General features: G+C 66.1%; 22 protein-coding genes. 6 read left to right on the forward strand and 16 right to left on the reverse strand.

What is annotated here, in order from left to right:
* Window positions 1–196: 196 nt before the first annotated feature.
* From WDJ58_RS05725 to WDJ58_RS05735, 3 genes are all read right to left on the reverse strand, one after another.
* Window positions 197–907, reverse strand: coding sequence for an Sjogren's syndrome/scleroderma autoantigen 1 family protein (locus tag WDJ58_RS05725; protein WP_338916679.1), 711 nt, complete (start codon window positions 905–907; stop codon window positions 197–199).
* Between the two features lie 250 nt (window positions 908–1,157).
* Window positions 1,158–1,787 carry a rubrerythrin family protein gene (locus WDJ58_RS05730; protein ID WP_338916680.1) on the reverse strand — a complete coding sequence of 210 codons (630 nt, stop codon included), beginning with the start codon at window positions 1,785–1,787 and terminating at the stop codon, window positions 1,158–1,160.
* A gap of 301 nt (window positions 1,788–2,088) precedes the next feature.
* Window positions 2,089–2,949, reverse strand: coding sequence for a sulfurtransferase (locus WDJ58_RS05735; protein WP_338916681.1), 861 nt, complete (start codon window positions 2,947–2,949; stop codon window positions 2,089–2,091).
* 254 nt (window positions 2,950–3,203) lie between these two features.
* On the opposite strand from WDJ58_RS05735, the gene WDJ58_RS05740 reads away from it, so the two are divergent.
* Entirely contained in the window at window positions 3,204–3,989 is a 786-nt protein-coding gene (locus WDJ58_RS05740) for a sulfurtransferase (RefSeq protein WP_338916682.1), read from the forward strand.
* On the opposite strand, the gene WDJ58_RS05745 is transcribed toward WDJ58_RS05740, so the two are convergent.
* On the reverse strand, window positions 3,982–4,995 hold the full coding sequence (locus WDJ58_RS05745; protein WP_338916683.1) for an AI-2E family transporter: 1,014 nt from the start codon (window positions 4,993–4,995) through the stop codon (window positions 3,982–3,984). The genes WDJ58_RS05740 and WDJ58_RS05745 overlap by 8 nt on opposite strands.
* 234 nt (window positions 4,996–5,229) lie before the next feature.
* On the reverse strand, window positions 5,230–7,623 hold the full coding sequence (locus tag WDJ58_RS05750) for an ATP-dependent DNA helicase (protein WP_380660330.1): 2,394 nt from the start codon (window positions 7,621–7,623) through the stop codon (window positions 5,230–5,232).
* 225 nt (window positions 7,624–7,848) lie between these two features.
* On the opposite strand from WDJ58_RS05750, the gene WDJ58_RS05755 reads away from it, so the two are divergent.
* Both WDJ58_RS05755 and WDJ58_RS05760 read left to right on the forward strand, forming a co-directional pair.
* Window positions 7,849–8,433, forward strand: a complete 585-nt coding sequence (locus WDJ58_RS05755; RefSeq protein ID WP_338916685.1) for a DUF7474 family protein — start codon at window positions 7,849–7,851, stop codon at window positions 8,431–8,433.
* A gap of 20 nt (window positions 8,434–8,453) precedes the next feature.
* The gene (locus WDJ58_RS05760; protein WP_380661568.1) at window positions 8,454–9,053 is read left to right on the forward strand and encodes a protein sorting system archaetidylserine decarboxylase; all 600 of its coding nucleotides are present in this window, start codon (window positions 8,454–8,456) and stop codon (window positions 9,051–9,053) included.
* A gap of 83 nt (window positions 9,054–9,136) precedes the next feature.
* Here WDJ58_RS05760 and WDJ58_RS05765 read toward each other — a convergent pair whose 3' ends face one another.
* Window positions 9,137–9,880: a DNA polymerase sliding clamp gene (locus tag WDJ58_RS05765; protein ID WP_338916687.1), complete on the reverse strand. Its 744-nt coding sequence runs from the start codon at window positions 9,878–9,880 to the stop codon at window positions 9,137–9,139.
* A gap of 160 nt (window positions 9,881–10,040) precedes the next feature.
* Between WDJ58_RS05765 and WDJ58_RS05770 the strand changes: the two genes are divergently transcribed.
* Window positions 10,041–10,634, forward strand: coding sequence for a hypothetical protein (locus tag WDJ58_RS05770; protein WP_338916688.1), 594 nt, complete (start codon window positions 10,041–10,043; stop codon window positions 10,632–10,634).
* Window positions 10,635–10,640: 6 nt separating this feature from the next.
* On the opposite strand, the gene WDJ58_RS05775 is transcribed toward WDJ58_RS05770, so the two are convergent.
* Together WDJ58_RS05775 and pdxS are read right to left on the reverse strand one after the other, a co-directional pair.
* Window positions 10,641–11,612, reverse strand: coding sequence for a lamin tail domain-containing protein (locus WDJ58_RS05775; protein WP_338916689.1), 972 nt, complete (start codon window positions 11,610–11,612; stop codon window positions 10,641–10,643).
* Window positions 11,613–11,773: 161 nt separating this feature from the next.
* Entirely contained in the window at window positions 11,774–12,688 is a 915-nt protein-coding gene (gene pdxS, locus WDJ58_RS05780; RefSeq protein WP_338916690.1) for a pyridoxal 5'-phosphate synthase lyase subunit PdxS, read from the reverse strand.
* A 229-nt stretch (window positions 12,689–12,917) separates the two neighbouring features.
* Between pdxS and WDJ58_RS05785 the strand changes: the two genes are divergently transcribed.
* The gene (locus WDJ58_RS05785) at window positions 12,918–13,730 is read left to right on the forward strand and encodes a DUF1405 domain-containing protein (RefSeq protein WP_338916691.1); all 813 of its coding nucleotides are present in this window, start codon (window positions 12,918–12,920) and stop codon (window positions 13,728–13,730) included.
* Window positions 13,731–14,208: 478 nt separating this feature from the next.
* Here WDJ58_RS05785 and WDJ58_RS05790 read toward each other — a convergent pair whose 3' ends face one another.
* From WDJ58_RS05790 to WDJ58_RS05825, 8 genes are all read right to left on the reverse strand, one after another.
* Window positions 14,209–16,131 (reverse strand): PAS domain S-box protein, encoded by a 1,923-nt coding sequence (locus tag WDJ58_RS05790; protein WP_338916692.1) that lies wholly within the window; start codon window positions 16,129–16,131, stop codon window positions 14,209–14,211.
* A gap of 238 nt (window positions 16,132–16,369) precedes the next feature.
* Window positions 16,370–17,278 carry a DUF6293 family protein gene (locus WDJ58_RS05795; RefSeq protein WP_338916693.1) on the reverse strand — a complete coding sequence of 303 codons (909 nt, stop codon included), beginning with the start codon at window positions 17,276–17,278 and terminating at the stop codon, window positions 16,370–16,372.
* A gap of 155 nt (window positions 17,279–17,433) precedes the next feature.
* Window positions 17,434–17,910, reverse strand: coding sequence for a HEAT repeat domain-containing protein (locus WDJ58_RS05800; RefSeq protein ID WP_338916694.1), 477 nt, complete (start codon window positions 17,908–17,910; stop codon window positions 17,434–17,436).
* A gap of 12 nt (window positions 17,911–17,922) precedes the next feature.
* Complete coding sequence (locus WDJ58_RS05805; protein ID WP_338916695.1) at window positions 17,923–18,618, reverse strand: hypothetical protein; 696 nt, start codon at window positions 18,616–18,618, stop codon at window positions 17,923–17,925.
* Between the two features lie 142 nt (window positions 18,619–18,760).
* The gene (locus WDJ58_RS05810) at window positions 18,761–19,630 is read right to left on the reverse strand and encodes a hypothetical protein (RefSeq protein ID WP_338916696.1); all 870 of its coding nucleotides are present in this window, start codon (window positions 19,628–19,630) and stop codon (window positions 18,761–18,763) included.
* A gap of 1,691 nt (window positions 19,631–21,321) precedes the next feature.
* Window positions 21,322–22,416, reverse strand: coding sequence for an alkaline phosphatase family protein (locus WDJ58_RS05815; RefSeq protein WP_338916697.1), 1,095 nt, complete (start codon window positions 22,414–22,416; stop codon window positions 21,322–21,324).
* Window positions 22,417–22,737: 321 nt separating this feature from the next.
* A complete protein-coding gene (locus tag WDJ58_RS05820) occupies window positions 22,738–24,141 on the reverse strand; it encodes an RNA-guided endonuclease InsQ/TnpB family protein (RefSeq protein ID WP_380661570.1) in 1,404 nt (467 codons plus the stop codon).
* 200 nt (window positions 24,142–24,341) lie between these two features.
* Complete coding sequence (locus tag WDJ58_RS05825) at window positions 24,342–25,400, reverse strand: methyltransferase (protein WP_338916698.1); 1,059 nt, start codon at window positions 25,398–25,400, stop codon at window positions 24,342–24,344.
* 622 nt (window positions 25,401–26,022) lie between these two features.
* On the opposite strand from WDJ58_RS05825, the gene WDJ58_RS05830 reads away from it, so the two are divergent.
* Window positions 26,023–26,277 carry a hypothetical protein gene (locus tag WDJ58_RS05830; RefSeq protein ID WP_338916699.1) on the forward strand — a complete coding sequence of 85 codons (255 nt, stop codon included), beginning with the start codon at window positions 26,023–26,025 and terminating at the stop codon, window positions 26,275–26,277.
* Window positions 26,278–26,292 lie beyond the last annotated feature (15 nt).

Consider the following 26,292-nt stretch of genomic DNA (forward strand, 5'->3'; position numbering starts at 1 on the left):
TGGCCTTGAGGTTTTCCGGTAATCCGTGCGATTGGTGTCGGCTCGCGGGTCCGTAGAGACGGGTCCCGTATCGGGAAGAGCCGTGGTAGTCCGTTCACGGGCATCCTGCCGAACGGAGAGGACGCGTTCGGCGGGCCGCTATCGAAGAATCGCCGTCGCGAGAAGTCCCGTCGGTTCGGTCCGGTTCGACCTTCGTCTACTGACCGTCGGCCCGTCGAATGGCTTCCAGTGCCTCGGCGGCCTCGCGCGTGGCGACGAGGAGGCTACGCTTGCGCGACAGGTCCGCCGTCGAGGTCTCCTCGGCCTCCCGGGCTACGTCCGCGAGCGTCCGCTCGGCCGACGCTTGCGCGGCCGCGACTGTCCCGTCCCCACCCGTCCCCGCGGTCGTCCCCTCGTCGGTCATCCGTCCGGTCCGCTCGGGCCCTCCGGAGTGGGTCGCACGGGCGGGAGTCGGGTCGGCGTCGGCTCCCCTCCCGGCGTCCGTCGAGGGCTCGGCGGCGACGTCGATCTCGGTCGCGCCGGGTGCCCCGTCGGTGCCGGCGGCAGCGTCGGCGGTGTCGGCAGTTCCGGCAGCCTCGTTCGTGGCATTGGTCGGTTCGTCCGCGTCGGCGGTCGCCCCGGGGTTCGCGTCGGCGCGCTCCGTAACTTCCTGCCGACCGGGATCGGCCTCCGACTCCGCGACATCGCCCTCGGCCGCGTCCGCGCCGGCCGGCCCCTCACACGCTGGACAGAACTCCTCGCCGTTCCACCGGAAGACGGGACTCCCGCAGTCGTGGTGCTTGTTCGTCATCGTCGCACCCTTCAGGAGGAGTTCGCTCATCCGCTCGCTCTGGGCCCGCTTCTGCTTGTCGCGCTCGAACTTCTCGCGGAGCTTCTCGCGCTCGGCCTCCTTGTCGAAGTCGCTCATACAGGGGGACAGGCGACGAAATCCCAAAAGGGCTACTGTAGAGTAGCGACCTGTGGAGCACCAGGGCCGACGGTCGGTGTCCAACGACCACGACGACGCACTACCACTAACTGTGGTGGTCGCGGTGCGGTCGCGGTATGCCAGCTCTACCGCGAGCGAGGGCGAAGCCCGAATGAGCGGCCTTTTTCACCCATGTTTTTGCGGCGAGAGGTGCGCCGAAGGCGCACCCGAGCCGCAAAAAGATGGTCGTTCAACAGACGGGCTTCGGGTTGACGCCCATCCCCTCCAGCCGCTCGGTGTACTCCTCGTAGGCGGCCTGGATGGCCCCGCTCGCCGCTTCCTGCGCGCTCTCCCAGTCCCCCTCGCTCTCGCAGCGTTCGGCGAGCAGGTCGAGCGCCCGCTCCAGCTGTGCGTCGAGGTCATCGCCCATGTCACGGAAGGTCTGCGCGGTCCCCGTGTCGGCCTGCCCGACGAAGAAGCCGGTCATCTGCCCCTTCGACTCGTCGGCGGCGAGCGTCCGTCCGACGAACCCTCCCAGCCGCTCCACGGTGGCGTCGAGCGACCGGAGGTACTCCTGTATCGCCGGCGGGTCGTCGCCGGGCTCGTGCCCGTCGAGCTCCCCCGCGACCGTCTCGTAGTGCGCTCGCTCCTCGTCGGCCGTGGTCTCGAACGCCTTGGCGACCGCCGAATCGGACTCGCTCTCGGCCCACGCCGCGTAGGTTTCGGCGGCGTGGTGCTCGGCGTCCGCGGCGGCTCCGAGTACGGCGTCGGTGTCCATGTCGCCCATGGTGTCGGCGTACAGTGATTTCGAGGAGCCGAGACGCGAGAGCGCGGTCCGGTTCGCCTCGCGTACGGCCTCCGTGAACTCCTCTGGCATCATGGCCCGGGCTACGCCGGGGCCCGGCTTGTAACTGCTGGTGACGGGTGGGACGATGTCGTCGTTCGACGCCTGCAAAGAAGTTAGATCGATTCGAGCTTAGTCATACCGTTCTAGGATAAGCTAGTATGACGGCCTCGAAGTGACCGCGGTCTCGGGGTCTACGACACCCTCGACCGGGCACTCGGCATCGCCGGGCGGGGACGGGACCACGGCTTCGCGGCCTCCGGCACGCTCGCCGATTACTCCGCGTCTCCTGCGGCGATGCGACCGCGGTCCCGGGGTCTACGACACCCTCGACCGGTCACTCGGCATCGCCGGTCTCCACCGGCGCGCCGACGAGGTTTCCCCACTCGGTCCAGGAGCCGTCGTAGTTGACGGTGTCCTCGTAGCCGAGCAGTTCGTGGAGCGCGAACCACGCGATGGACGAACGCTCGCCGATGCGGCAGTAGGCGACGGTGGTCTCCTCGCCGTCGATTCCCTTCTCCTCGTAGAGCTCGCGGAGCTCGTCGGCGGATTTGAACGTCCCGTCGTCGTTGACGGTGGCCGCCCAGGAGATGTTCTGTGCGCCGGGGATGTGCCCGCCGCGCTGGGCGGTCTCCTGGAGTCCGGGCGGGGCGAGGATCTCGCCGCGGAACTCCTCGGGGCTACGGACGTCCACCAGTGGAATACCGCGCTCGATGGCGTTGTCGACGTCGTCGCGGTAGGCTCGGATGGATTCGAACGGGCCACGGGCGTGGTACTCGACCTCGGAGAACTCCGGTACCTCCGTGGTCGTCGGGTAGTCGTTGTCGAGCCAGTAGTCCCGGCCGCCGTCCATCAGGCGGACGTCGTCGTGACCGTAGTACTTGAACTGCCAGTAGGTGTAGGCGGCGAACCAGTTGGAGTTGTCGCCGTAGAGCACCACGGTCGAGTCCTCGCCGATGCCGTGGCTCCCCAGCAGATCCGCGAAGTCCTCCTTCGAGAGGATGTCGCGGGTGGTCTGGTCCTGGAGCTGGGTCTCCCAGTTGAAGCCGATGGCCCCGGGGGCGTGGGCCTCCTCGTAGGCCTCGGTGTCGACGTCGACCTCCACCAGTCGATGGTCGGAGTCGTCGCTCTGGAACTCGTCGAGGTGCTCCTCCACCCAGTCGGCGGAGACGAGCACGTCCTTGGCGTAGTCGCTCATGATGCACGGGCCCCTACGCTCTCCATCCTCTTATCCCCTGCACTGCCGGTACGTTCGGCCACCTGAACCGTCAATCGGCAATAATTTCCGCTACTATTAAGTGAGGTGTGCCAACGCCGACCACGCCAGTCGGGTTCCGGCGGCGTCCCCGGATCGGGCCCTCGGACGAGGATGGGCAATCGTTGCCGGTTGTCGGCAGCGGGCACGCCGCACGTCGTCGCGTGGTTTGAAACCCCCGGGCGCGAACCGGGCGTATGGACGAGATCGTGGTTCCGGCCGACTGGGTCGCCGAGCGGCTCGATTCCCCCGACACGCGGGTCGTCGACGTGCGCGAGGCCTGGGAGTACGAGGGGATCGGCCACCTCCCCGGCGCGGTGAGCGTACCGTTCGACGAGTTCCGCTCCGAGGAGGACGGCGAGGCCGGGATGCTCCCGGGGGCGGACGCCTTCGGCTCGCTGATGGGCGAGGCTGGCGTCGGGGACGACGACCACCTCGTCGCCTACGACGACACCCACGGCGTGTTCGCCGCACGGCTGCTCGTCACCGCCGAACTCTACGGGCACCCGCGGGACCGGCTCCACCTGCTCGACGGTGACTTCAGCGCCTGGCAACGGGAGTACCCGACGACGACCGACGTTTCCGAGGTCGAGCCCGCCGAGTACCGGGCGGCGTTCGACGAGGACGGGCCGCTCGTCCCGATCGAGGCGGTCCGCGAGGCGCTCTCGGATCCGGGAACGGTGATCGTCGACACCCGCGAGGAGCGGGAGTACGAGGAGGGGCATCTCCCCGGCGCGGTTCGGCTCGACTGGCTCGAACTCGTCGATCGGGAGTCCCGCGGGCTCCGTCCCGACGCCGAGAACCGCGAGACGCTCGAATCGAGGGGGATCACGCCCGACAGGCGGGTGCTGCTCTACTGTAACACCGCCCGCCGGATCAGCCACACGTACGTCGTCCTCAGACACCTCGGCTACGAGGATCTCGCCTTCTACGAGGGATCGCTCACCGAGTGGGAGCGCGAGGGCGGCGACCTCGTCACTTAGGGCCCGTCCCGTGGTCCACCGGGTCCTCGTCGGCGAGCAGCGACACCACCTCGACCAGTACCGCGACCGCCAGCGGCCCCGCGATGAACCCGATCGGTCCCACGGTGAGGATCCCCCCGGTGAAGCCGATGAAGTAGAGGCTCGTGGGGAGGTGGGCGGCCCAGTTCGCCAGCCGGGGCCGGATGATCGCGTCGGGCGCGAACCCGACGAACACCGCCCCGACCACGGCGACGAGTACCGCCCGGGTGACGTTCCCGGCGAGGACGTCCACGACCGCGAGCGTCCCGATGAGTACGCTGGGACCGACTACCGGGACGAACTGGAGGACGGCGGCGAAGACGGCCAGCGTGAACGGCGCGCCGTAGCCGAGCAGGAAGAAGACGACGAGCGCGACGACGAACGTCCCCGCCGCGGTCGCCGCCTGGAGGACGTAGATCCCGAACAGCGTCTCGCGTATCCGTCGGTCGAGCGCTCGAACCACGTCGTGGTACTCCGGCGGGACCACCCCGAGGAGGGCCTCCCCGGCGCCCCCCGGCCGCAGCATGAGGGCGTAGAGCAGGATGGCGAACAGGAATAGCTGGAGGGCGAGGACGGGCGCTACAGCCGCGACGCCGAGCGCGACGTCGCCGAGCAATCCTCGAAACGAATCGAGGAGGGCGACGGTGTCGACGGTGTAGACGACCGTTCCCAGGGGTATCTCGACCACGTCGGGTATCTGTTCGAGCAGGTCGAACAGGACGCGCCGGCGACGGTAGAGGACGAACCCGAGGGGGAGGACGAGGGCGAGGACGGCGGCGAACGCCCCGGTGGCGACCGCGGCGCTCGCCGCTCGCTCGGAGAGCCCGCGCTGGCTGAGCCAGCGCCGGACGGGGTAGAGGACGTACGCGATGGTGACCGCGAAGAACACCGTCGAGAGGACGTCGAGCAGTACGATCGCGGCGAGCACCAGCGTCCCCGCGAGCAGCCCTGTGAGCGCCAGTCGACGTCGGTTTCCCTTCGGCGGCACGCCCCCGGGTTTCGCCGGACCGGGCAAAAACCTGTCTCAGGTTCGAAACACGAGCACGCGACGGGTCGTGTGAACGCGCTCCACGCGAACCGGCGGGGTCGGGAAACCGGGGGGATGCGGGCCGGTGAGGCTACGTTGCGAGTGGAACCGGACGTCGGACGCGCGTCCGACGACCGACAGACGGCACACTATCCCGGGCGCGAACGGATACGATTTCCGACACTCGCGATGGAGTTACCCGTGGAACCGTTCGAGCGCGACCGAGAGCATCTCGGGGCCGACCGGCTGGAACTCCGCCCGGTCCGGGCCGAGCAGGTCCCGGACGGAGTCCCAGGAGTCGCCCGCGTACCGTTCGTCGAGCAGGACGCGCACGCCCACCTCGTCGGGACCGCGGATGACTCGCCCGATCGCCTGGCGTGCCTTGCGGACCGCCGGGGTCAACAGCGCGGTCCGGAACCCGTCCCCGAACCGCCGGTCGTAGGCCGTTCGGACGGCCCGAGTCCGCGGTGAGGCCGTGTTGACGATGGGGACACCGGAGACGACGGCGGCGTGCAGGCGATCCCCGCTGTAGTCGACACCCTCGGTGAGGGTCCCCCGGAGCGACGTGACGAGCACCTTCGGCGGACCTTCGAAGAACTCGGCCTTGAGCCGCTCGGTGGCCTCGTCGGCGCTCGGCTCGTCTAGCAGGACCCGCTTGTCCACGTCCGCCGCTCCTCTGAGAATGCCCGCGGCCCACTCCGCCTCCGCGTAGGAGGGCATCCCGACGAGGACGTTCCCCGGGAGGGCTGCGACCTGCCGGATCGCGCGGGCGTGGGCGTCCCGGACCCGGTTCGACTCGCCCGGCGGCCCCCGGTTCCCGTAGGTGAACTTCGGGGCCTTCACCGCGAACGAGGCGCGGTTCCCCTCGGGAAAGTCGAGGCCGTAGACCCGTTCGACCACCGGCCGCCCGTCGTCGGCGAGCGCGTCGAGGCCCGTCACCGCCCGGAAGACGTCGAGCGGTTCGAGCGTCGCCGACATCAGCACCCCACCGCCGAACGTCCCCAGACGCTCGCCGATGACGTCGCCCGGGACGCAGTTGTGGAGCGCGAACCGGGCGCTGTACGCCCGCCGCCAGGAGTCGCGCGGCGCGGCGTCGTTCCACGTCCGCTCGAGTTCGACTTCGCGGAAGAACTCCGTGTGGTCCGCGCGGTTCCAGGCGGCGAGCGTCCGGCCGACGCCCGGTGCCAGCCGACGGCTCTCGCCGTCGTCCCCGTCCTCGCCGACGTCCTCGACCCGATCGAGCACGCCGGCGACCGTCGCGCCGACCGCCTCCGCTTGCGCCCAGTCGTCTGCGGTCCACCCCGCGCGCTCGGCCCACTCCGTCAGGTCGTCGACCGCCGGCTCCTCGGGATCACGGAGGGGGATCTCGTCGTCGGGCAGGTCGGCCATCGACTCGCGCCACTCCGGGTGCTCGGCGTCGAGGTGCTCGACCACCCTCTCGTCGAGGTACTCGCGGAGATCGAGCAGGAACTCGCGGGTCCGCTGGAGGTCCTCGACGCCGACGCTCGACTCCTCCAGCTCCGCGCGCACCTCCTCGACCGGCCCCGTCGCCCGGCCGGTCTCCTCGGTGAACGTCAGCGGCTGGACGACCTGGGCGATCTCGCCCGCCGCGTCGCGGAGGGCGGTGTCCGAGACGGCGTCGCTCACGAGATCCCGTACCCTGGGTTCGAGCATGTGCGCCTCGTCGCAGACCAGGAACGTCTCCTCGTCGAGCAGCGCGCCGGTGAACGACTCCACGGTACGAGGATCGAACGCGTGGTAGTAGTTCCCGACGACGACCTCGACGCTGGGGAGCAGCGCGCCCATCACCGAGTGTGGACAGGAACCGGCCTCGACGGACAGCCGGACGAGGTCGTCGGGTTCGACGAGGCCGAGCTCGGTGTGGTCGAAGGGGACGGCCTCGACCGCATCACCCTCCTCGGGGAGGTCGTCGAGGAACCCCGCGTAGAACGGGCAGAACTCCGTATCCTGGGGACCGTACTCGGGCATCTCGCGGGGATAGGGCGATATCCCGCCCGCCGATTCGAGGTAGGTCGCACCGCCGTCGGTCCCCGAATCCGCGAGGCCGACCTGCTGGCTCCGGGCCTCCTGGGCCAGCGCCCCTGCGGTCGTGTCCTCGGTCAGCCCCCGTGTCCGCTCGCGGAGGCTCTCACAGCGATCGTAGACGTTCGTATCGTCGATGCCGCCCGCGCCCTCGCGGTTGTACGGGCAGACGTCGGCCTTCCCGACCAGCGTCAGCCCCGACACCGGCCGCCAGTCCTCGGGGAGGTTCGCGTTGATCGTCCGGAGGTCCTGTTCGAACTGGCGGAGCTGCTGTTTGACGCTCGTCAGGACGAGCACGCGCTCGAACCGCGAGTCGGGATCGCGGACGAGATCGATGCCGGCGGTGAGCGCCAGCATCGTCTTCCCCGTCCCACAGGCCCCTTCGAGGGCCGTGAAACCCGCCTCCCGGGCGGTCCCGACGACCGTCTCGATCCCCTCTGCCTGGTCGTCGTACGGCTCGTCGTGGCCGAACACGTCGCGCCACGCCGGGCTCTCCGCCTGATCGCCGTCCGCAGTCACGTCGGGTGGTCGGGACGCGCCGGCCATAGGACTGTCGAACGGTGGTCCCGCTATCGGACTTGAAGGTTCGTATCGGTCGGGTCGGGGTGTTGGGATACGCAAGAGAAGAATCGGTCGACAGTACCACCTCGACAGCGTACTGGCCGATGCAGTTGATCGGAAGCACACCGGCGCACCCGATCGCGAGATAGCCCATGTCTTCTCCCTGCCGACCCGACAGCCTCATACTCGTCCCGGGAGAACAGGTGCGTCGTGCCGCGGTTCGCATACCCGTGTCCGGGCTGTCGGACGACGAGCAACGTCCACGACGCCGCCTGCGACCACGAGGGGACCGATCGGGCGGCCATCGAGGGGGCGTACCTGGACGTCCTCTCGCGGCTCTCCGCCCGGTCGCTCCCCGAGGACGGACTGAAAGGAGCGGTCGAGGAGTGGACGCCGCTCCACGAGGCCGCGCTCGGTCGACTGCGCGGCGACCGCCGCGTCGAAGAACACGAGAACCAACTCGGACTGTTGACGACCGAGGAGTACAAGGAGCGGGTCGCCCGTCCGACCGCCGAGCCCCTGCGGACCATCTACGAGAAGGGCTCGGTACCGGGTGCCCACGACAACAGCGTCTTCGCGCTGGTGGCGTTCTACGAGATGGTCGGGCTGACCTGGCCCGAAGCCAGGGAGCGAGTCGTCGAGTGGCTCCACGACTCGGGGACGTGGGCTCGGGGCGGGTTCGAGGAGACCTCACCCGAGGAGCTCGTCGACGCGAAGAAGCACGTCTACGACCAGGGGTACGGCTGGAAGGAGAAGGCCCGGGCCGCGAAGGCGGTCATCGACCGGTCGCTGTGACGGTGCTCCCCGACTCACCCGTGCGGGTCGCACCCGGGACCCGTCGCCGCGCGCTCCTGGCGGGGGCGCTCGTACTGCCGCTCACGCTTCTCGCTCCCGCAGCGGTCCTCCTCGTCCCGCTCGCCGTCGTGCTGACCGTCTGGTTCAGCCGGGACCCCTCGCGCACCGCTCCCCGGGAGGGGTTCGTCTCGCCGGCCGACGGCCGGGTCTCCGTGCTTCGCGAGGAGGACCACGGCGGCGAGACCCGAGTGAGAGTAGGGGTGTTCATGAACGTCACCGACGTCCACGTCAACCGCGCGCCCGCCCCCGGCACGGTCGAGTCCGTCGAGCACACCCCCGGCAGGCACCTCCCGGCGTTCACGAAGGAGTCCGACCGGAACGAGCGGGTGGACGTGGACTGTGGCGACTACGAGGTGAGCCTGATCGCGGGTGCCGTCGCCCGGCGGATCCACCCGCTGGTCGCTCCCGGCACCGACCTCGACCGGGGTGACCGCATCGGGCACATCACCTTCGGCTCGCGGGCGGACGTGCTGTTCCCGCCGGGGGTATCGCTCGCGGACGTCCGGGTCGAGCGCGGGCAGAAGGTCCGGGCGGGAGAGACGGTGCTGGCCGACGACTGACGCGTACGTGGAGCCGCCGAGAACGGGCAAGGAGGGTGGAAGGAGGGTACCGCGGGTTGGTCCGGGGTGAGCGCCGTCGGCGTTCAGTCGCTCTGAATGCGTGGGGCTAACATATACGTTACCTGCCCTTTCGCCTCGGCGATGTCGAAGTGGAGCTTGACGGGGAACTCCTGGCCGAGTTCGATCTCGACCTCGGCGTCCTTCGGGATCGCCTTGTTCATGTCCTTGAGGTAGTCGAGCGAGAACAGCGAGCGGGCCTCGCCGGCGACGAGGTCGATGAGGTCCTCGCGGGTGAGTTCGAGGTGGACGTCGTCGGTGTCACCCTCGGCGTCGACGTAGAAGACCTCCTCGTCGGGGTCGACGCCGAGCGCGATGTGATCGCTGACCATGTCCGCGGCCTTCACCGCGCGGTCGATGTCCCGCCCCTCGACGACGATCGTCGCGGGGAGATCCAGGTCGGGGATGTCGGGCTCCTTGCGGATGGACTCGGGGTCGATGAGCGCGAGCGTCCCCTCGAGCCCGTCGATGCGGACGTGGAGCTTGCGGGTCTCCTCGTCGAGTTCGAGCTGGACGAGCTGGTCCGAGTCGGCCATCCCGACGAAGTCCTCGAGCCGGGCGAGGTTCACGCCGATGACGCCGCCGTCGGTCTCGTAGGACTCGAACGCCTCGACCTCCAGTGTCAGGTCGACCATCCCGACGTTCGCGGGGTCGACGGCACGGATCGCGAGCCCGTCCTCGTTGAGGTTGATCTTGCACTCGTCGACCAACACGCTCACCGAGTCGAGCGCCCCCCGTAGCGTCTCGGCGCTCACGATAGCCTTGAACATACGGGGCGTACGAAATGACGTGTTAAAACGATTCCCGTTCGGCGCTTCCAGGTGCCCTCGGGTGCTTCGAGCGCCGTTCGGGCCCGCGGGTCGATCCCCAGTTTCGGCCCGGACATTGCAGGGTCAAGGCCTATCCATCGGACGGGGCTAGCCGACGCCGATGACCGACGACACCTCACGGCCGGTCTCCAGGCGTGGCGTCCTCCGTACGCTGGGTGCGGGCGGCGCTGTCGCCGTCGGCGCGACGGGCCTCGGGGCCGCACAGTCCGGCGGTGCGGACTACACGGCACGGATGGTGGTCCCCGGGGCCGAGGAGTTCACCGACGACTACGCCGGCCTCTTCGTCTACGTCGAAGCCCAGAGCGAGTCGGAACTCACCGCAGAAGACGTCTCCGGCTGCGAGTTCGAGAACTGGTCGCCCGACGGACTCGACTCCTTCACCGGCCGGCTCGTCGACCAGATCGACGACGACCACAGGGATATCCCCACCCAGATATTCACCACGGCGGACTCCGGCATCGAGGCGGGGGCGCTCTACGTCGTCAACCGCGCGATCCCCTGCCCGGACGCGTACGTCGGCCTCGAGGTCGAGCAGATCCGCACGGAGAACCTCGACCAGGGGACGAACGAGGACCCGGAGACCGCGGCCGGCACGACCGGCGGCGACGGTCCCGGGTTCGGCGTCGCGGGCGCGCTCGCCGGCGTCGGTGGACTGGCCGGGCTCGCCCGGGTCCTGCGCGACGGCGAGGAGTGACGACTGTCAATACGACCGTTCGGCGACCGCGTTCCCCTCCGCGTCCCTCACGGTGACGGTGTCGCCTCCGTTGTTCCAGACGGCTCCCGACCGGCCCCAGTAGACCGACGTCGCGGTATCGGAACCGCGTCCGGTGTGGAGGGTGACCCGATCGCCCGGTCCGAGGGTGAACTCGCCGAACGTGTACCGGTGGCCGGCCTCGTCGGTCACCGTCCACCCCGAGAGGTCGAGTGACTCGGTACCCGTGTTCTCGAGGACGACGTACTCGTCGTTCAGGTTCTCGTTGTCGTCCCCCTCGGCGTCGGCGTTGATCGCGACGATCCGGAGCCGCCCGTCACTGCTCCCCGTCTCGGGCGTCGAAGTCACCGTCGCGCCGGCACTGGTGTCCGCCGCACAGGTCCACAGCCCCGCTCCATCCGTGCGAGCGGTCGATTCGATCTCCTCGAACCGCTCGCGTCGGGTGAACGAGGAGTCGTACACCCGGGCGAGACCCTCCTCCAGTAGCTCGCGGTTGAAGTTCTCGCCGTCGACGACCAGGTAGCCCAGCAGCCGGCCGTAGTAGCCCCGCCGGTCGGACTCGGGGTCGAACCGGAGGAGGACTCTCTCGCCGGTGAGGCGCTCCTCGGCGAACGTGCTCGCCCGCTCGCCGTAGCGACGGAGACAGTTCTCGCCCGCCGGCGTCTCCGGGACGCCCTCGAACTCCTCTGGCGTGTTCGCCGAGTGGACCTCCGGAGTGTCCACGCCCAGCAGGCGGACGGTGTCGGCGGTTCCGTTGCCGTAGCTGATCTCCACCGTGTCCCCGTCGACGATCCGGGTGACCGTCACGCGGACGCTCTCGCCCGGAACCGTCGGCGTCCCGACCGGTCTCGCGGTCGTCCCGTCGTCCCCCGGGACTGGCGTCGAGACGCCCGTCGAACACCCGGACAGCACCGCGAGGCCGACGAGACAGAGCGAGAGTACGGCCAGTCGCCGGTCCATGAGGACGGCTCGGCCGCCCGGCGGGTAAACCCGCCGAACGGCTCCCACGGGCGAGCCCGTCGTCTCGTGGGGTGTCCGTTTCGTTCGCCGTCCGCCGTTCGACCGCTCTGCTCTTCGGGGGATCGAGAGCGGATCGGTAGCGAAGGGGGACGTACCGTCGCTCAGACGCCCCGTCCCTGGAGCTTCTCCTCCTCGGGCATGTCGGTGTTCGACTGGCCCTTCATCCCCTTGCCCGTGTTCGTGGCGATCTCGGCCAGCGTCTCGGGGTCGTCCCAGCTGTTGACGGCCTCGACGATGGCCCGGCCCATCGCATCGGGGTCCTCCGCGCCGAAGATGCCCGATCCGACGAAGATGCCGTCACAGCCGTGGTGCATCATGAGCGCGGCGTCGGCCGGCGTGGCGATGCCGCCCGCGGCGAAGTTCACCACTGGGAGCCGGCCCATCTCGGCCGTCTCGTGGACGAGGTCGGCGGGCGCTTCGTGCTCGCGGGCCCACTTCTCGCGCTCCTCGAACGTCTTGCCCTCGAGTTCGCGGATGGCGCTCTTGATCGCCCGCTGGTGGGTGACCGCCTGGTTGACGTCGCCCGTCCCGGCCTCGCCCTTCGTCCGGATCATGGCGGCACCCTCGTCGATCCGCCGGAGCGCCTCGGGGAGGTCCCGGGCCCCGCAGACGAACGGCGAGGTGAACTCGCGCTTGTCGATGTGGTACTCGTCGTCGGCCGGGGTCAGGACCTCGGACTCGTCGATCATGTCCGCGCCCGTCGCCTCGAGTATCTGGGCCTCCTTCGTGTGGCCGATGCGGGCCTTCCCCATCACCGGGATGGACACCTCGTCGATGATCTCCCGGAGCGCGGCGGGGTCGGCCATCCGGGCGACGCCCCCGCGCTTGCGGATGTCCGCCGGGACCGCCTCCAGGGACATCACGGCGACCGCGCCGGCGTCCTCGGCGACGCGGGCCTGCTCTCGCGTGACGACGTCCATGATGACGCCCCCCTTCTGCATCTTGGCGAACCCCCGCTTGACGAGGTCGGTGCCGCGACGCAGTTCCTCTATGTCCGTGGCCTCTGACTCGCTCATACACGAACGGTAGGAACGGATCCACTTAACGGGTGTCGTTCCGGTGGTTGGATCCGCCGACTGCGGCGGTCTCGGCGTCGATATCGCGTCAGGGACGACATTCGGCCCTCGGGTTCGTCCGGACCGAGCGGCGTCTCGGGATCCCCGGCGATAACCCTCGCCCCGGCTGCGGGGCGTGCAGCCCGGCCGGACCCGCGGCGTTTTAGACGACGGCACCGGAACGAGGGGTATGGCAGGCACCGGTGGCGGGGGTCGTACGGGGACCGCACTCGGTCGGCTCCGGCGGCTCTACGACCGACGGTTCCCGCCCGACGACCTCCCGCCCCGCGAGTCGCTCCCGTGGTATCTCGCACCGCTCCCGGGGCCGCTGGAGGACTTCGGCCTCCGGCTGGTCTGGCTCGTCGTCGCGGCCAACCTCGTCGGAACCGCCTTCGGGTTCTGGTTCTACCGCTTCCAGTTCTCCATTACCGACCCGGTGATGTGGCCGCTCACCCCGGACTCGCCGCTGGCGACGCTGTTCATCGCCCTCTCGCTCTCGCTCTGGAAGCTCGGTCGGTCGAACGAGTACCTGAACGTGCTCGCCTTCTTCGGCTGTATCAAACTCGGCGCGTGGACACCGTTCGTCCTCCTCGCCTTCCCCGCCGAGTACCCCTCGGGGTCGTTCGCCGCCCTGGGGCTCGTCGGGTTCGTCTGGGAGTACGGCCTCTACGCCTTCCTCGTGACGAGCCACCTGGCGATGGTCGCCGAGGCGTTCCTGATCCACCGCTACGCCGCGTTCTCCGTGGGTACGGTGGCACTCGCCGCCGCCTGGTACGCGCTCAACGACGTCGTCGACTATCTGGTACCGATCGTCGGCGACCCCCACCACACGCTCCTGAACGTCGAGCCCTACCTCGGTCCCGGTCGCGGCTTCGATCACACGGTGCCGGCACACGACGTCGCCGCGGCCGCGGCCGTCGTCCTCACCGTCGCCTGCGTCTTCCTCGCCCTCGCTACCCGCGTCCACAAGGTGAGGAACGCCAACGCCACGGGGAGGACGTGAACGGGATCCTGTCCACAGCCCGTACCGAACGGTACCGCCCGCGAGCGCATCCACGGAACGTCCCACCACGGCGCGCGTCCGTCGCTCGCTGTCGCGTGCGGCCCCGGTGACGATGGCGACCGATACCGAGACGACGGCGAAGTAGAAACTGTTCAGGAACAGTGCGGGGTCGTTCCCCTCGGTCGCGTAGACGAGGACGACCGCGCCGACGAACAGGAACAGCCCGTTCAGTGCCGCGACGGCGAACGCCAGCGGCCACAGCCGATCGAGGGCGGCCCGGGCACGGTCCGGCAGGCGGTGGGCTCCCAGCGAGCCCTCGATACCGAGACCGGCGATACCGGCCAGGACGCCGAACGCCGACGCGACGGACTACAACGCGCTCGAATCGGAGTCATCCCCGTGCATGACAGCTCTGCCACTCCCAGAGGGCGTGCTCGGGCTAAACCGTTGTCCGTGGGGTACGTCGGGAGATCGTCCCTCAGGACGTGTCGACGCCGGTGAGATCGAACCGGGCCCCGCCCGCTTCGCTGGCGGTCACGTCGATCTCCCAGCCCTGTGCATCGGCGACCTCGCGTGCGATCGCGAGACCGAACCCGGTCCCCTCCCGGTTCGTGGAGTAGCCCACCTCGAACACCGCATCCCGCTTCTCGGGGGGGATGCCCGGCCCGTCGTCGGCGACGTAGAACCCGTCGTCCAGGTCGCCCACGGTCACGGTCACGTTCGTACCACCGTGGTCGACGGCGTTCCGTATCAGGTTCTCCAGGAGCTGCCGGAGCCTGCTGGCGTCGGCGTGGACCGTCCGCTCGGTATCGACGACGAGCGTGGCCCCGCTCGTTTCGACGTTCTCCCAGCAGCCCTCGACCATCCCGGCCAGCGCGATGGGCTGAACGTCCATGGCCGTCTCTCCCTCCTGGGCGTACCGTAACAGGTCGTCGATCAGCACGCGCATTCGGCGATGGGCCCTCTCGACGTCGTCGAGGCGGTCGTTGTCGAAATCCTCGCGAGCCAGATCGAGCATCCCCTCCGCGACGTTGAGGGGGTTCCGGAGATCGTGAGAGACGACACGGACGAACTCCTCCAGGCGCTCGTTCTTCCGTTCCAGTTCCCGCTCGTGGCGTTTGCGTTCGGTGATGTCGCGGCTGATCACCACGAACGGTCCGTCCTTCCCTTCCCCGAGTCGCTGGAGGTGGACCTCCGCGGGGAACGTCAGTCCGTCCCGGCACCGATACGAACCCTCCAGTTCGTGGCGCTCCCCCGACTCTATCGTGTCCCACAGCGCGGCGGCGTTCTCGGGGTCGATCGTCCGGTCGATCTCCCAGACTCGCATCCCCCGGAGTTCGTCCTCGGAGTAGCCGAGCTTCTCGCACATGCGAGGGTTGGCCTCGACGATGGTTCCGTCGGCATCGTGGATGTCGATCATGTTCGGGGAGTTCTCGAACAGCGCTTCGAGCCGGCCCGCGGTCCGTTTCAGGTCGCCCCTGATCCGCAGGGCGTGGCGGGCGTGGGCGATGTCGGCTCCCAGATCGATCAGGATCGACCGGCCGGATCCGTCGAACGCGCCGGGGCGAGCCGCGTACACGTTCAGTACCCCGTGGTCCTCACTCTCGTGGACGAGCGGGACGGCGGCGCTCGACCGGAACCCCCGCTCCAGTGCGAGCTCGCGCCACGGCCCGCAGGGGGAGTCCTCCGCGTCGTGTACGACCCGGATCTCTCGAGCGTCCAGTGCCTCCACGGCGGGGTTCCAGTCGGCCTCGTCCTCCATCGCGGCCGAGAGTTCGTCGGCGAGGCCACCCCCACCTGTGGGCCGGGCCCGTGGCGTGATCCGTCGGGATCCCGGTTCGCGGTCTCCGATCCAGACGAAACAGTAGGGATCGGCGTCGGCGATCACGTCGCACACCCCCTGGTCCAGTTCCTCGCACGTGTCGGCTCGGAGGAGCACTCGACCGACGTCGCGGACGACACCCAGGAGGCACCGGCGCTCGACGGCTTGCCGCCGATCCCGGTACCCCCGAGCGGCGTCGAGGCACCGACCGGCGAGGCGGCCGGGGTTCTCGGTCACGGACCGTTTCGGGAGGTACTCCGTGACCCCTGCCGAGACCGCCTCGCTCGCGACTCCCTCGGAACCGTCGTCGGTGTAGAGGACGAACGGGAGGTCGCCGTGCGTCTCGCGGACGGCCTCGAGGAACTCCAGTCCGTTCCGCCCGGGGAGGTCGTAGTCCGAGACGACGCAGTCGATCGGGTCGCCCGCGAGTCGGCCGAGCCCCTCGTCGACGCTCCGTGCGGTGACGACCTCGATCCGATCGTCAGCGCGCTCGAACGCGCCGGTGACGACCTCCACCGAGTCCTGCTCGTCGGTGACGTGGAGAACTCGGATCGCGGGCGAACGGGCTCGGGTGTTCATGGCCGTGCTGGTAGCCGCTCCTCGTGGAATACGAATACGTGTTCGTCGAATATCGAGAGGAGAACCGGGACGAGGGCGCTGCCTTCGGTGGTCCCACTCTGCCAGGGTCGAACGACACCGTCGGAGCGGCCCACGCGGTCGGTACGCCCGGCGACGAGCACGACGGGAGACCGTAGACGGCACACACGACCGATCGAGGTGCGGATGCGGACCGACCCGCGAGCGTGCGGACGAGGGTTCAGGCCAGTTCCTCGGGGGCGGCGTCGGCGTGGGCGCGCACCCACAGCCGGCCGATCCGCGAGAGCCTCGTTCGATACGAGTTGCCGTGCTCCTCGCGCTCGACGTACCCCTTCCCGCCCGGTCCGAGCCGGTCGACGTTGTAGATCACCTTCGAGCGGAACGCGTCGGTGTACTCCTCGCCGAGCTCCTCGGCGAGCGTCCCCGCGAGCTCGCTCACGGACTCGAACTCGCCGTGCTCGCCGAGCGTGAACAGGACGAGCTCCTCGAACGGCTTGACGTTCGAGAACGGCGCGACGGGCAGTTCGACGACGTGCGAGCCGTCCACCTCCTTGGCCCCGATGGTCGTCCCGCGCTCGTCGAACTCGGCGAGCAGACTTCTTACGGAACGGAGCCGCTCGCGGATCCGCTCGTCGTCGACCGGCTCGTCGGTCAGGAGCGCCTCCAGCAGGTCGACCCCCGCCCGGAGCTCCTCGGCGAGTTCGGTCTCCAGGTACTTCTCGGGGACCGTGTAGTAGGTGTGGACGCGGTCGCGGTCGGCCTCGCGCTCGACCATCACGGAGTGGGCGGCGGTGGCGAACGCGAAGGAGACGGTTCGGGGCATCGCGCTGACGTTGACCCACACCTCACCCCCCGAGTCGAGTTCGGCGTTGATCAGCGAGTAGGCCTGCTCGAACGCCGCGTCGTAGTCGTAGACGTCCTCGACGACGAACCGCTCGGTCTCGGCACCGAGCAGGTTCGAGAAGTCCGCCTCCAGCTTCTCGGCAAGTCTTTGAGAATACTCCACGTTCGTCTCCGAACCCACCGCCCCCTCCAGCAGGACCACCCGGTCCACGTCGACCCGGTCGCGGACCAGCGGCGCGATGAGCCGGTCGTAGTCGAAGCCGACCGGCACGACGTGGGTCTGCATACGCTATACGGGGAGGCTGTGCTTAAATAAGCTATCAGACTCCATAGAGAGCAAAAGCTCGAGTCGGTCATCCTCCACCCAAGTCTGCCCGAGCGAGTACACACAAACGACAACTATAGACGACCTCCTATCGCGTTCCATACTACCTTCTGTGTTCACTCTCCCTGCAGTCGTCGTAATTTCTCCTGTGCCAATTCGCGCACGTGTTCTGTTTCGTCATCCTTTGCGAGTTCCCGAAGCATATCCATCGCAGTTTCGTCCCCAATTCGAGACAATCCCTTTACCACTTGGCGGCGAACGTCAGGGCTGTCATCATCGGCTTTCGAGACGATGAGTTCACGCGCATCTGATGTCCCGATCCGCCTCAGCGTAGAGACGGCGGTAATCCGTTCTAGTTCGGTGAGTCTCGGGAGAACGGATTCGATCGTGTTCACCGCGTCGGTCTCCCGGTCTGGCCACTTGCCCAGGGCATAGAGAGCCCGTCGTCGATAGGTCGTTGATGTCTCCTCGTTCTCAATCAATTCCTGAAAGGTTCCGAAGTCCTCGGGGTCGCCCCGTTCGATGATCTCCTCCAATTCTTCCGGGTCATCCGCTTCGAGCGCGAGCCTCAGGTCCTCTGTTATTCTTACCATGATCTTGGCCCTCTAACAGCTCTCCATATGTTTGTCATCATGAATTCGTTCGCACTGTTTGTCGGTCAGATCGGGCGGAAGGTCCTGGATCGCGCCCGTGTTCGTGAACATCAGATTTTTTGTATCATTCTTTCTGTGTCCATTTCTGCCAACTATATGTGTCAGCTCGTGTATTAGTGTCCACCGGGTAGCGGAGGAACCCACCCAGAAGCCAAGCCGATTTTTCGGATGGGCTGCACAGCCACGGAATCCTGCCATGTCGCTATTGATGTAGTAGCCCACGATTTCGGCCCCCATGTCTCGTCCGAGATCGAAGAGCGCGTCCTCCTCGTCACTGACACTGTGCCCGCTGGCCAAGCAATCGTCCTGATCCAGTTGCACTAAATCACCCAGGAAATCCGTACTGATGACCCGACTTCCCACCGGATACACCCACACACCACACTCATTCTGATAGACGATGTTCGCGCTATCGATGTCGCGCTGTAAATTCGCGTTCTGATCTGCCGGTGAACCGGTTGGCCGAACGGTCACCAGGGCGATCCGAATGAACGGCTGGGTCTGAATCCGGTCCAACCGTTCGACAACCGAGCGGGCCTGAGGATTATCATCCCCGTAAACACCTAGCACGTCTTCACGTACCGAAATGGTTTCACCCGCTTCGCCTTTACCCAGACAGTCCTGAACGACTGTTCGTAAGCTAGTCATCTCCTTCTATCCTGCTTCTTTGTGACGAAATCGACCCTACGGTCGGAATCATCGCTACCGTATAGTCGCCCGTCGAACTCGTCGTGTTCCAACGAGCTGTAGCACTCCCCCCTTTTTGTATCGATAGTCGACATGTATGGGATTATTCGCCTCCATTGAGCGCGGCGAGTTGGTCTTGTAAGTCGGCGACTTCTTGCTCCAGTTCCTGAATCTTTGTTACTAGGCTCTCGATTGGTCCGACAGAAAGATCGCCGCTTTCCCCGTCGATGCTGACCCGTTCATTATTATCACCGTCGCGTAAGGTTAATGCCCCCCCTTGTCCGTCACCACCTAACCGGACACTACCGCTTTCTCCATCTACGTACGCCCGTACCTCGTCGGCTAAGGTCACGCCACTTCCATCGATGCGTACTCTGGGCTCGTCGTCTTCTCCTTTCAGCACGATGTCCCCAGCTACGCCGTCTCCACCGAGCCCGAGACTAGCCGATGATCCATTGACATAAAAGCGGAGATTCCTGTAGAAACTGGCGCGTCTCTCGGCGTCTTCGGGAGCTATCGCCTCCTCCCGGGACGGGGTTATCACGTCTTCGAAAAGTGACGGTCTAATCATGTCCATTACGGACCACTGGGATTCGGCAACCCGACTCGTCTCACGTTCGGTGCCGGGATTGGCTTCCGTACCACTGCTCCGGATCCGGTCTACATTAGAGTTCCAGACTAGACCGAGGACGCTGTTCGATTCAGAAGCCCTCTGGGCGGCCGGTATCTCTTTACCCCCTTCCAGGTACAGCCGCGTGGCAGCCCCTTCGTCCGTCAGCATGAGGCGACCATCTACGCTGTCATCGCCGAGTGTGGCGAGGCCATAGTACCCCCAGAGCGTTATCGGTTCGAGCCCACTTCTATGCCCGTCCGGCTTGAAACGAATTGTTCCAGTAGCCTCGACGTCGTCGTTCAGTCGAGTTTTGCCAATGATGTCGATCTCGTCCTCATCGAATATTATGTCACTTGGCATGAGTTGGCATATAACACAGTTAGTAATTGGAGTCTCTGCATGGCACACAATGAGACTCAAACCATCCGCTGAATTCGCGCCCTCTATTCATCAGAGGGAAACGGTTCCTGTCACCGAATACTCTCTTATCGAACCCCTTCGATTCGGTCTCTGGATCGTGTTTCTCCGGATTTCGGGAACCTCTACCCCAGTACCGATAGTAGCGATATTGTCTACAGAGACGGGTTCAGAGGTAGAGGTAGGTGAATGCTGGACACCACATTTCGATCGTTACGAGCTGCTACCCCGATAGATTCGAGAGCGATAGCATGATGACCCCGAGATCGAACCGATGACGGACTCTGTGTCTACAGATCGGAGCTTTCGAACCCGGTGAATGATCTCTCCGTCAGTGTGGAATCATAGTCCCTGCCGAGGGAGACATGGACATCGTTCCCACTAATTCGGGGGTTACTCTACCGTCGGTTCTCTCGTCTCACCCCTAATACGAGATCTCCGGTAACGCCGTGCACCAATATTCTGTATCGCTCTGTCGTCTGGGGTAGGTCGGGGGGTCGATATCGGGTGTCATACTCGCCTCTACCCCAATGGATGGAGTACGGGGAGAACCGGACATCTGCCGTATCTAGATGTTATACGCCCAATGTCCGGTTTCGGGAATTATGTTTCATTATGTACTGTCGCAAGTGACTTCAGACTAACATCCTTAGGTTCGGGGCTACCGTGTCGCCAACTCAATCACCCTCAGAGACAGTAGTCGTACCAACAGGTGGCGGCCTCTGTTTTCACAAACAAGGATGGTTGTGCTTCGATGCGGCGTGTAAGACGACGTTTCGACGACCGGTACGGGAGATCCCTCTCTCCAGAGCTAAGGAGGAAGACTTTGAGCCCTGTATGAAACCGCCCTGCTTCGGCTAGACCGTTACCGATGAAAGGGTAGAGTGCACCCTCCCCTTCAGTATAAACCCAGGTGTTCGGGAAGATAAGCGTTTAGAAAGGTAGGGGTTCCGAGATGGTAGATATCGACAGATAAAGAGAAAGTTGAATTTGAAAATTAGTATTTAAATATGGGCGTGTACCGATGTTCCACTTCGGTGTAACCCGAAAGTAGCACCTGGCCTGTCGGGGTCAATTGAGAATGTGCACTCACTCCGGCCGGACTACCTCACCACAGGCCGGACACTCGGCCCAGATACCGGTTGTTCCATCGTCTTTTTCGTACTCAATAAGCGCATACCCTGATGGGATCTCCTCGACACACTCCGGGCATCGGCCGAGTATCGACCTGTTCCGGCTCATGGGCAGAGAAGGGTGAGCAAAGCACCCTTTGTTCAATAAACTCTGATGTACTTGTAAATAAGCATTTTGCGTGTCTGGGGGCCTGAAACGAGTGATAATAGATGAATTGGATAGATATGAATTAAATTATTAGTGAATGAAATATATGAGAAGAACTCCATTTCCCAATTCAATTCATTTCTCCAGGCTCGCTCAACAGAACGATCCGTGCAATAGTCGACATCGCTTCAAGAGGTAGAACGTCTCCAAGGCAGGGCCCGTAACATCTTTTTTGCTAAACGGCTCTCGCCTCTGGGTATCGAGTTCAACCGATCTCTGATTCAGTACTGGATTTTCGGGTTTTCTCGACGGATCCTCATCTTATAGAGACAAGTTCGCGCTCACCGCACCCGTCACCGCCGCCTGCCGGGAGGTCCGAGTAGCGGGTCGAACGCCTCCAGGTTGTACTCCAGTTCCGCGTCCTCGGTCGTGACGTACGGGACAGCCTGCTCGTGAACCGACCCGTGGCTCCGGAGGTCGACCCGGTCCTCGGCCCCCCCTTCGACCGGCCCGAACACCGACTCTCGGGTGCCGAGCACCATCGCGTCTCCGATGCGGTCGGTCGGGAGGCCGAATCGTTCGGCGGCCTCGGTGGCCGAGAGCACCTCGTCGACGCCGTCGACGGACGCGAGCCAGCCGAGGTCGTCGCCTCGGTCCTCGCGACGCTCACCGCGCAGGTAGACGTACGCCGCGCCGCCGAGGTTCTGGTGGTGGTAGGTGTGATCGTCCCGGATGAGTCGGACGACCTCGGCGTCGTAGCCCTCGCGTTCGAGGAGTGCGTCGAGGTCCACGCGGTGGGTCTTGTGGTTCATCCCGTGGTCCGCGGTAGCCACGAGGTCGACCCCGCGATCGAGGAGCGCGCCGAGTCGCTCGTCGAGTGCGCGAACCCACTCGCGGGCCGCCGGCTCGTCGGGGGCGTGCTTGTGGGGGACCACGTCCGTCGTCGAGACGTAGAGGACGTCCGGTGCGGCGTCGTCGAGCACGGAGAGCGCCGCGTCGAGCAGCCACCGGCTCGCCTCCCCCGAGTAGATCCCCGGGCCCTCCCCGATCTCATGTTCGATCCAGTCGGGAGCGTCCTCCGCGCTCAGGGCGACCGAACAGCCCCGCCCGACGATCCGTTCGAGTTTCCGCTTGGCGACCAGGGCGGCGACCGACCCGCCCGCCGCCGCGAGCCCCCGAAAGCGGGTCTCACAGCGCAGGAACGACGGGTCGTTCATGTACACCAGGCCGTCGCCGTCGGGGTCGTAGTAGCTGTTCCCTGTGATGCCGTGCGTCGCCGGGAACGCGCCGGTGACGATGCTCACGTTGTTGACGTTGGTGAGGCTCGGGACGACACAGCGACACTCACCGGACGTCCCCGCGTCGGCGATACGGTCCCAGTTTGGGGCCTCGACCGCGTCCAGGTAGTCCGGGTCCAGCCCGTCGAGACAGACGACGACGCGCGCCATTTCGAGTGGAGCGTCTCCGATGGCGGTTTGACATCCTCCCCACCCTAAAGGGCGAGGATTCCCGACCGCGTTGGGATATTACGGTTCGCGGTTAGCGGCCTGTTCTCGTGGGGCGAAAACACCTTCACTACGGTCGAACAAGTGAACCGCTGGCTGTGCCAACCAGCCGTTATCCCTATCTTTCTTCAAGGAGAGAATCCCACCGTTTACGGCGGGCGTGAATCCGACAATTCCTCCACGGACCACGTTCTGACGCTAATATGGATATTTAAGTAACCTCACATCGTAGCATGACGTACACCGAGGCGGTCTCACCGCCACCTAAATGCACAATATCGGGACGCCGAGAACCAGAATGTTCGAGACACCCTCTCGAACCGCTGTGGTGTCTCGGTCAAGATACCTCCGAGTCCCCTGCCGGGGATAGGAGTAACGGCGGTGTGGCCCCGCCATCGGCTCGTCATGCCGACGAGTCGTCAACCAGTAAATATCCCAAACCAGCGGTGCGGTGCCGTGGGAAGCCCCGTCGTTTACGACGGGGAGGAGGTCACCTCCCCCATCGCAGGCGAGATTCGGGAGTACCTTTTGCCGAATATTCTCCGCGCCGTTCACATCCGCGTTCGCAACTGTGTCACACTCGTCACAGACGTATAGGCCACGCTCAATCCGCTGATTGTCGTTGGTGTGGCCACACGCCGAACACGACTTCGACGTATCTCGCTCCGAAACCAAATCCACCTCGATACCTTCGGCTTCCGCCTTGTAGTCGAGTATCGAGGTGAAGCGGTCGAACGCCCACCCGTGCAAGTCGAGATTCCCGTGGTCGCCCCAATTCCGAGGTTCGCCGTTCTCGTCGTCTTCACGGATTCCGCCAAGGTCGCCAACGACAAGCGTCCCAACACCTCGTTCGACACACTCGTCTACGATTGCTTTCGAGAGTGTGTGCAAGAAGTGTGTCCGACGGGCGATGCGTTTTCGATCGAGTCGCTTCGCTTCGTGTGACGCCGAATCGTCCGTCTCGGCACGCTTCTTGGCGAAGTAGTATTCGTCCTCTTTGAGTGCGCCACCGGGGTACAACACCGACTCGCCACCGAAGGAGACGGCGGCGAAGTTGCAAATCCCGAGGTCAACACCAGCCACCTCGTCGCCCGGCGGTTCCGGGTCAATAGTGGTTCGACAGACGAATTGAAGCCGCCATTCGTCGCGCTTGTAGACGGCGCGAACCTGTTGAATGTCCCACTCGGTCAGGTCAACATCCGGGCGGGTCTGGTACTCGCACAGGATGAAATCTGAACGGTGTTCCTTGAGGTTGCGGCCTTTCGAGAGACGAACGCGGTTGAACTGTGCGTCCTGCTTGAAGCCAGCCGCTTTGAACGACACAGTTGAACGCGGGTGGGCGTCTCCGTGTTTGCGGTAGCCGGGCGGTCGGGCACGGTCGTCGCCGTTCCGACGCTTGCCGAACCAGCCGTTGAACGCTTCAGCGAGTTCTTCGAGAACGCGCTGACTGGATTGCGAATGCAAGTCCGTGTAGCGTTCGTGACTTTTGAGTTCGGCTTTGAGTTCCCCGTCATCGGGAATCTCGCCCGTTTCGTCCCACTGTTCTTGCGTGTAGTAGCGACCGACGTTCCAGAGTTTTGAGGCGGCCCATCCGAGCTGGTCGAGGTCGTCCCGAACCTGTTGTTGGTTCGGTATGGTGGCCTCAAAGGTTCGGATGGTCCGGCCCATTTCTGGCTTCATAACTGGTTATGAACAGCGTTCTCTTAATAGAGTCGGTTGGCGTGGAATATCCGGCCTTGCCATCGACGGTGGATTGTGTAGGAGTTGTCGGCTGTATCCCCGCCCTGAAGGGCGGGGTTTTAGCCTTGACACTGCAATAAACTCCTCCGGTGGTCCGGTCCGGTCCGGTCCGGTCCGGTCCGGTCCGGCTACGGCCGCCGTCCGAGCGCGAACGTCACGCCGCTGAACCGGCGCTTCACCCGCGCGTCGGTGAACCCCGCCTCTTCGATCCACCCCGTCACCTCCTCGGCCGGGTAGGTGTGCGCGCCGAGCGTCAGCCGATAGGTGGGGTCGACGAAGCGGACCGCCGTTCGGGGGATCGGTGTCCTGCCGTCGCCGGTGAACTGGTCGAGGACGGCGACGACCCCACCGGGGCGGAGGACCTCGAACATCCGCTCGAGGAGCGCGCGGTTCGTCGCCGCGTCGTGGGCGTGGACGACGTTGAACAGGAGCGCGACGTCGTAGCCCTCGCCTTCGACGCTATCGTCGAGGGCGTCTCCGAGGTAATCGGCGGCCCGGAACGCCACACGGTCGGCCACGCCGGGGGCGTCCGCGAGCGTGGCCTCGAACGACGGCTCCGCGGCGGGGTGGTCGAGGACCACCGCGGAGAGATCGGGGTACTCCTCGGCGAACGCGGCGGCGTACAGGCCGTGCCCCCCGCCGACGTCGAGTAGCCGGGTCGCTCCCTCCGGGACCGGGACCGCCGCGAGGGCGTCCTCGCGGGCGAGGCTGGCGGTCGCCCGGAAGCCCGCGTGGAGCGTCGACGCCCGATCCGGGTCCGCCGCAGCCCAGGTGTAGACGTCCGTCGAGGGCTCGCCCTCGCGGAGGACGCGCTCGAACTCCCGCTCCCAGAACGGGAAGACGACCTCGTTCCACGCGGTCAGCCACGGGGCCATGTTCGTGTCGCGGGCGTCCGTGAGCCATCGGGTCGTCATCGCGGTGTTCGCGTACCGGTGGCCGTCGCGCTCGAGATAGCCGGCGGCGGCGAGGAAGGCGAGGAACGATTCCAGCGTATCGGGATCGGCGTCGAGGTCGTTCGCGAGGTCGGCGGCCGTTCGGGGTTCCGCGAGCGCCTCGAACACCCCGAGGTCGACGGCCCGGACGACGGCGTGGAAGCTCCCGGCGGCGAGAAGGTCGAGGAGCGGGCCGGGACCGCGGTTGAGCCGGAGGAGAGCCAGCCGCTCGACGGCGTTCGGGACGACGGGCATCAGGCTACCTCCGGGATCGGCCCGTCCCCGAACAGGTGCCACGCGAGCGGTACTGCCGCGAACGGGGGCTCTCCGGTGACCCTCGCGACGGCGCTCGGACGTCTCGGTACTCGGACGGTTCGGATCGGCGTGGCACGGGGATCTGACATCGTGGTCACTGACTCCGACGAGTCGATTCACGAGATGTCACTCCGGAATAAGAACCTGTCGTGAGGCGGGTCTCGGGCGATCGTGGTCGTCCTCGCACTCTCACCGTCGAGCAACGAACGCCCGAGGACGATCCAGGCGAGATCGAGCGGGCCGCCGAACGCGAGCCAGGCGGCGTTGTAGCCGACGACGCTCGCGAGGGCGTTCAGGACGATGACGCCGCCGACGATGCCGGCCAGTCCCGCGAGGCGGCCCCCGTCGGCCGACCGAAGACGGATCGGGCGGGTTCGGCCGCCCGTAGTTGTCGACGTGTATCTCGGGACTCTTGATAGCAGAATCACCGTCCGGAGGTCCGCCGAGATATTAAACGCGTCAGCTCTCGGGACCGGGACCCGTCACCAAGCGGTACCGACGCCCGCCCTCCCGGGTCTGAGGCGACCAGCGGATTCATATGGGGGCCTCTCAGAGGTGGAGCATGAACGAGTTCGCGGGCGAAACGGGCGGCTGGGAGGACGACGACGAGGGAACACCGGCGGACGAGGTCGTGCGGGTCGTCGCCGAGAGCGAGGGGACGAGCGCGCGGGGCATCGCCACCGCGCTGCGCTACCCCGTCGAGGAGATCGAGGACGTCCTCGAGGACCTCAGAGCCAACGGTGAGGTCGAGAAGGACTCCGAGGGGATGTGGGTGGTACCCGACGCGGCCGGGCCGGACGACCCGTACATCTTCTGAGCCGCGGCGTTCGAG

The organism is Salinirubellus litoreus (genome assembly GCF_037335815.1).
Taxonomy (GTDB): domain Archaea; phylum Halobacteriota; class Halobacteria; order Halobacteriales; family Haloarculaceae; genus Salinirubellus; species Salinirubellus litoreus.

Excerpts from the sequence above, each read along its gene's own strand:
- WDJ58_RS05725 (WP_338916679.1), bottom strand. The coding sequence starts at position 907 with ATGAGCGACTTCGACAAGGAGGCCGAGCGCGAGAAGCTCCGCGAGAAG.
- WDJ58_RS05730 (WP_338916680.1), bottom strand. The coding sequence starts at position 1,787 with ATGATGCCAGAGGAGTTCACGGAGGCCGTACGCGAGGCGAACCGGACC.
- WDJ58_RS05735 (WP_338916681.1), bottom strand. The coding sequence starts at position 2,949 with ATGAGCGACTACGCCAAGGACGTGCTCGTCTCCGCCGACTGGGTGGAG.
- WDJ58_RS05740 (WP_338916682.1), top strand. The coding sequence starts at position 3,204 with ATGGACGAGATCGTGGTTCCGGCCGACTGGGTCGCCGAGCGGCTCGAT.
- WDJ58_RS05750 (WP_380660330.1), bottom strand. The coding sequence starts at position 7,623 with ATGGCCGGCGCGTCCCGACCACCCGACGTGACTGCGGACGGCGATCAG.
- WDJ58_RS05765 (WP_338916687.1), bottom strand. The coding sequence starts at position 9,880 with ATGTTCAAGGCTATCGTGAGCGCCGAGACGCTACGGGGGGCGCTCGAC.
- WDJ58_RS05770 (WP_338916688.1), top strand. The coding sequence starts at position 10,041 with ATGACCGACGACACCTCACGGCCGGTCTCCAGGCGTGGCGTCCTCCGT.
- WDJ58_RS05775 (WP_338916689.1), bottom strand. The coding sequence starts at position 11,612 with ATGGACCGGCGACTGGCCGTACTCTCGCTCTGTCTCGTCGGCCTCGCG.
- pdxS (WP_338916690.1), bottom strand. The coding sequence starts at position 12,688 with ATGAGCGAGTCAGAGGCCACGGACATAGAGGAACTGCGTCGCGGCACC.
- WDJ58_RS05785 (WP_338916691.1), top strand. The coding sequence starts at position 12,918 with ATGGCAGGCACCGGTGGCGGGGGTCGTACGGGGACCGCACTCGGTCGG.
- WDJ58_RS05790 (WP_338916692.1), bottom strand. The coding sequence starts at position 16,131 with ATGAACACCCGAGCCCGTTCGCCCGCGATCCGAGTTCTCCACGTCACC.
- WDJ58_RS05795 (WP_338916693.1), bottom strand. The coding sequence starts at position 17,278 with ATGCAGACCCACGTCGTGCCGGTCGGCTTCGACTACGACCGGCTCATC.
- WDJ58_RS05800 (WP_338916694.1), bottom strand. The coding sequence starts at position 17,910 with ATGGTAAGAATAACAGAGGACCTGAGGCTCGCGCTCGAAGCGGATGAC.
- WDJ58_RS05805 (WP_338916695.1), bottom strand. The coding sequence starts at position 18,618 with ATGACTAGCTTACGAACAGTCGTTCAGGACTGTCTGGGTAAAGGCGAA.
- WDJ58_RS05810 (WP_338916696.1), bottom strand. The coding sequence starts at position 19,630 with ATGCCAAGTGACATAATATTCGATGAGGACGAGATCGACATCATTGGC.
- WDJ58_RS05815 (WP_338916697.1), bottom strand. The coding sequence starts at position 22,416 with ATGGCGCGCGTCGTCGTCTGTCTCGACGGGCTGGACCCGGACTACCTG.
- WDJ58_RS05820 (WP_380661570.1), bottom strand. The coding sequence starts at position 24,141 with ATGGGCCGGACCATCCGAACCTTTGAGGCCACCATACCGAACCAACAA.
- WDJ58_RS05825 (WP_338916698.1), bottom strand. The coding sequence starts at position 25,400 with ATGCCCGTCGTCCCGAACGCCGTCGAGCGGCTGGCTCTCCTCCGGCTC.
- WDJ58_RS05830 (WP_338916699.1), top strand. The coding sequence starts at position 26,023 with ATGAACGAGTTCGCGGGCGAAACGGGCGGCTGGGAGGACGACGACGAG.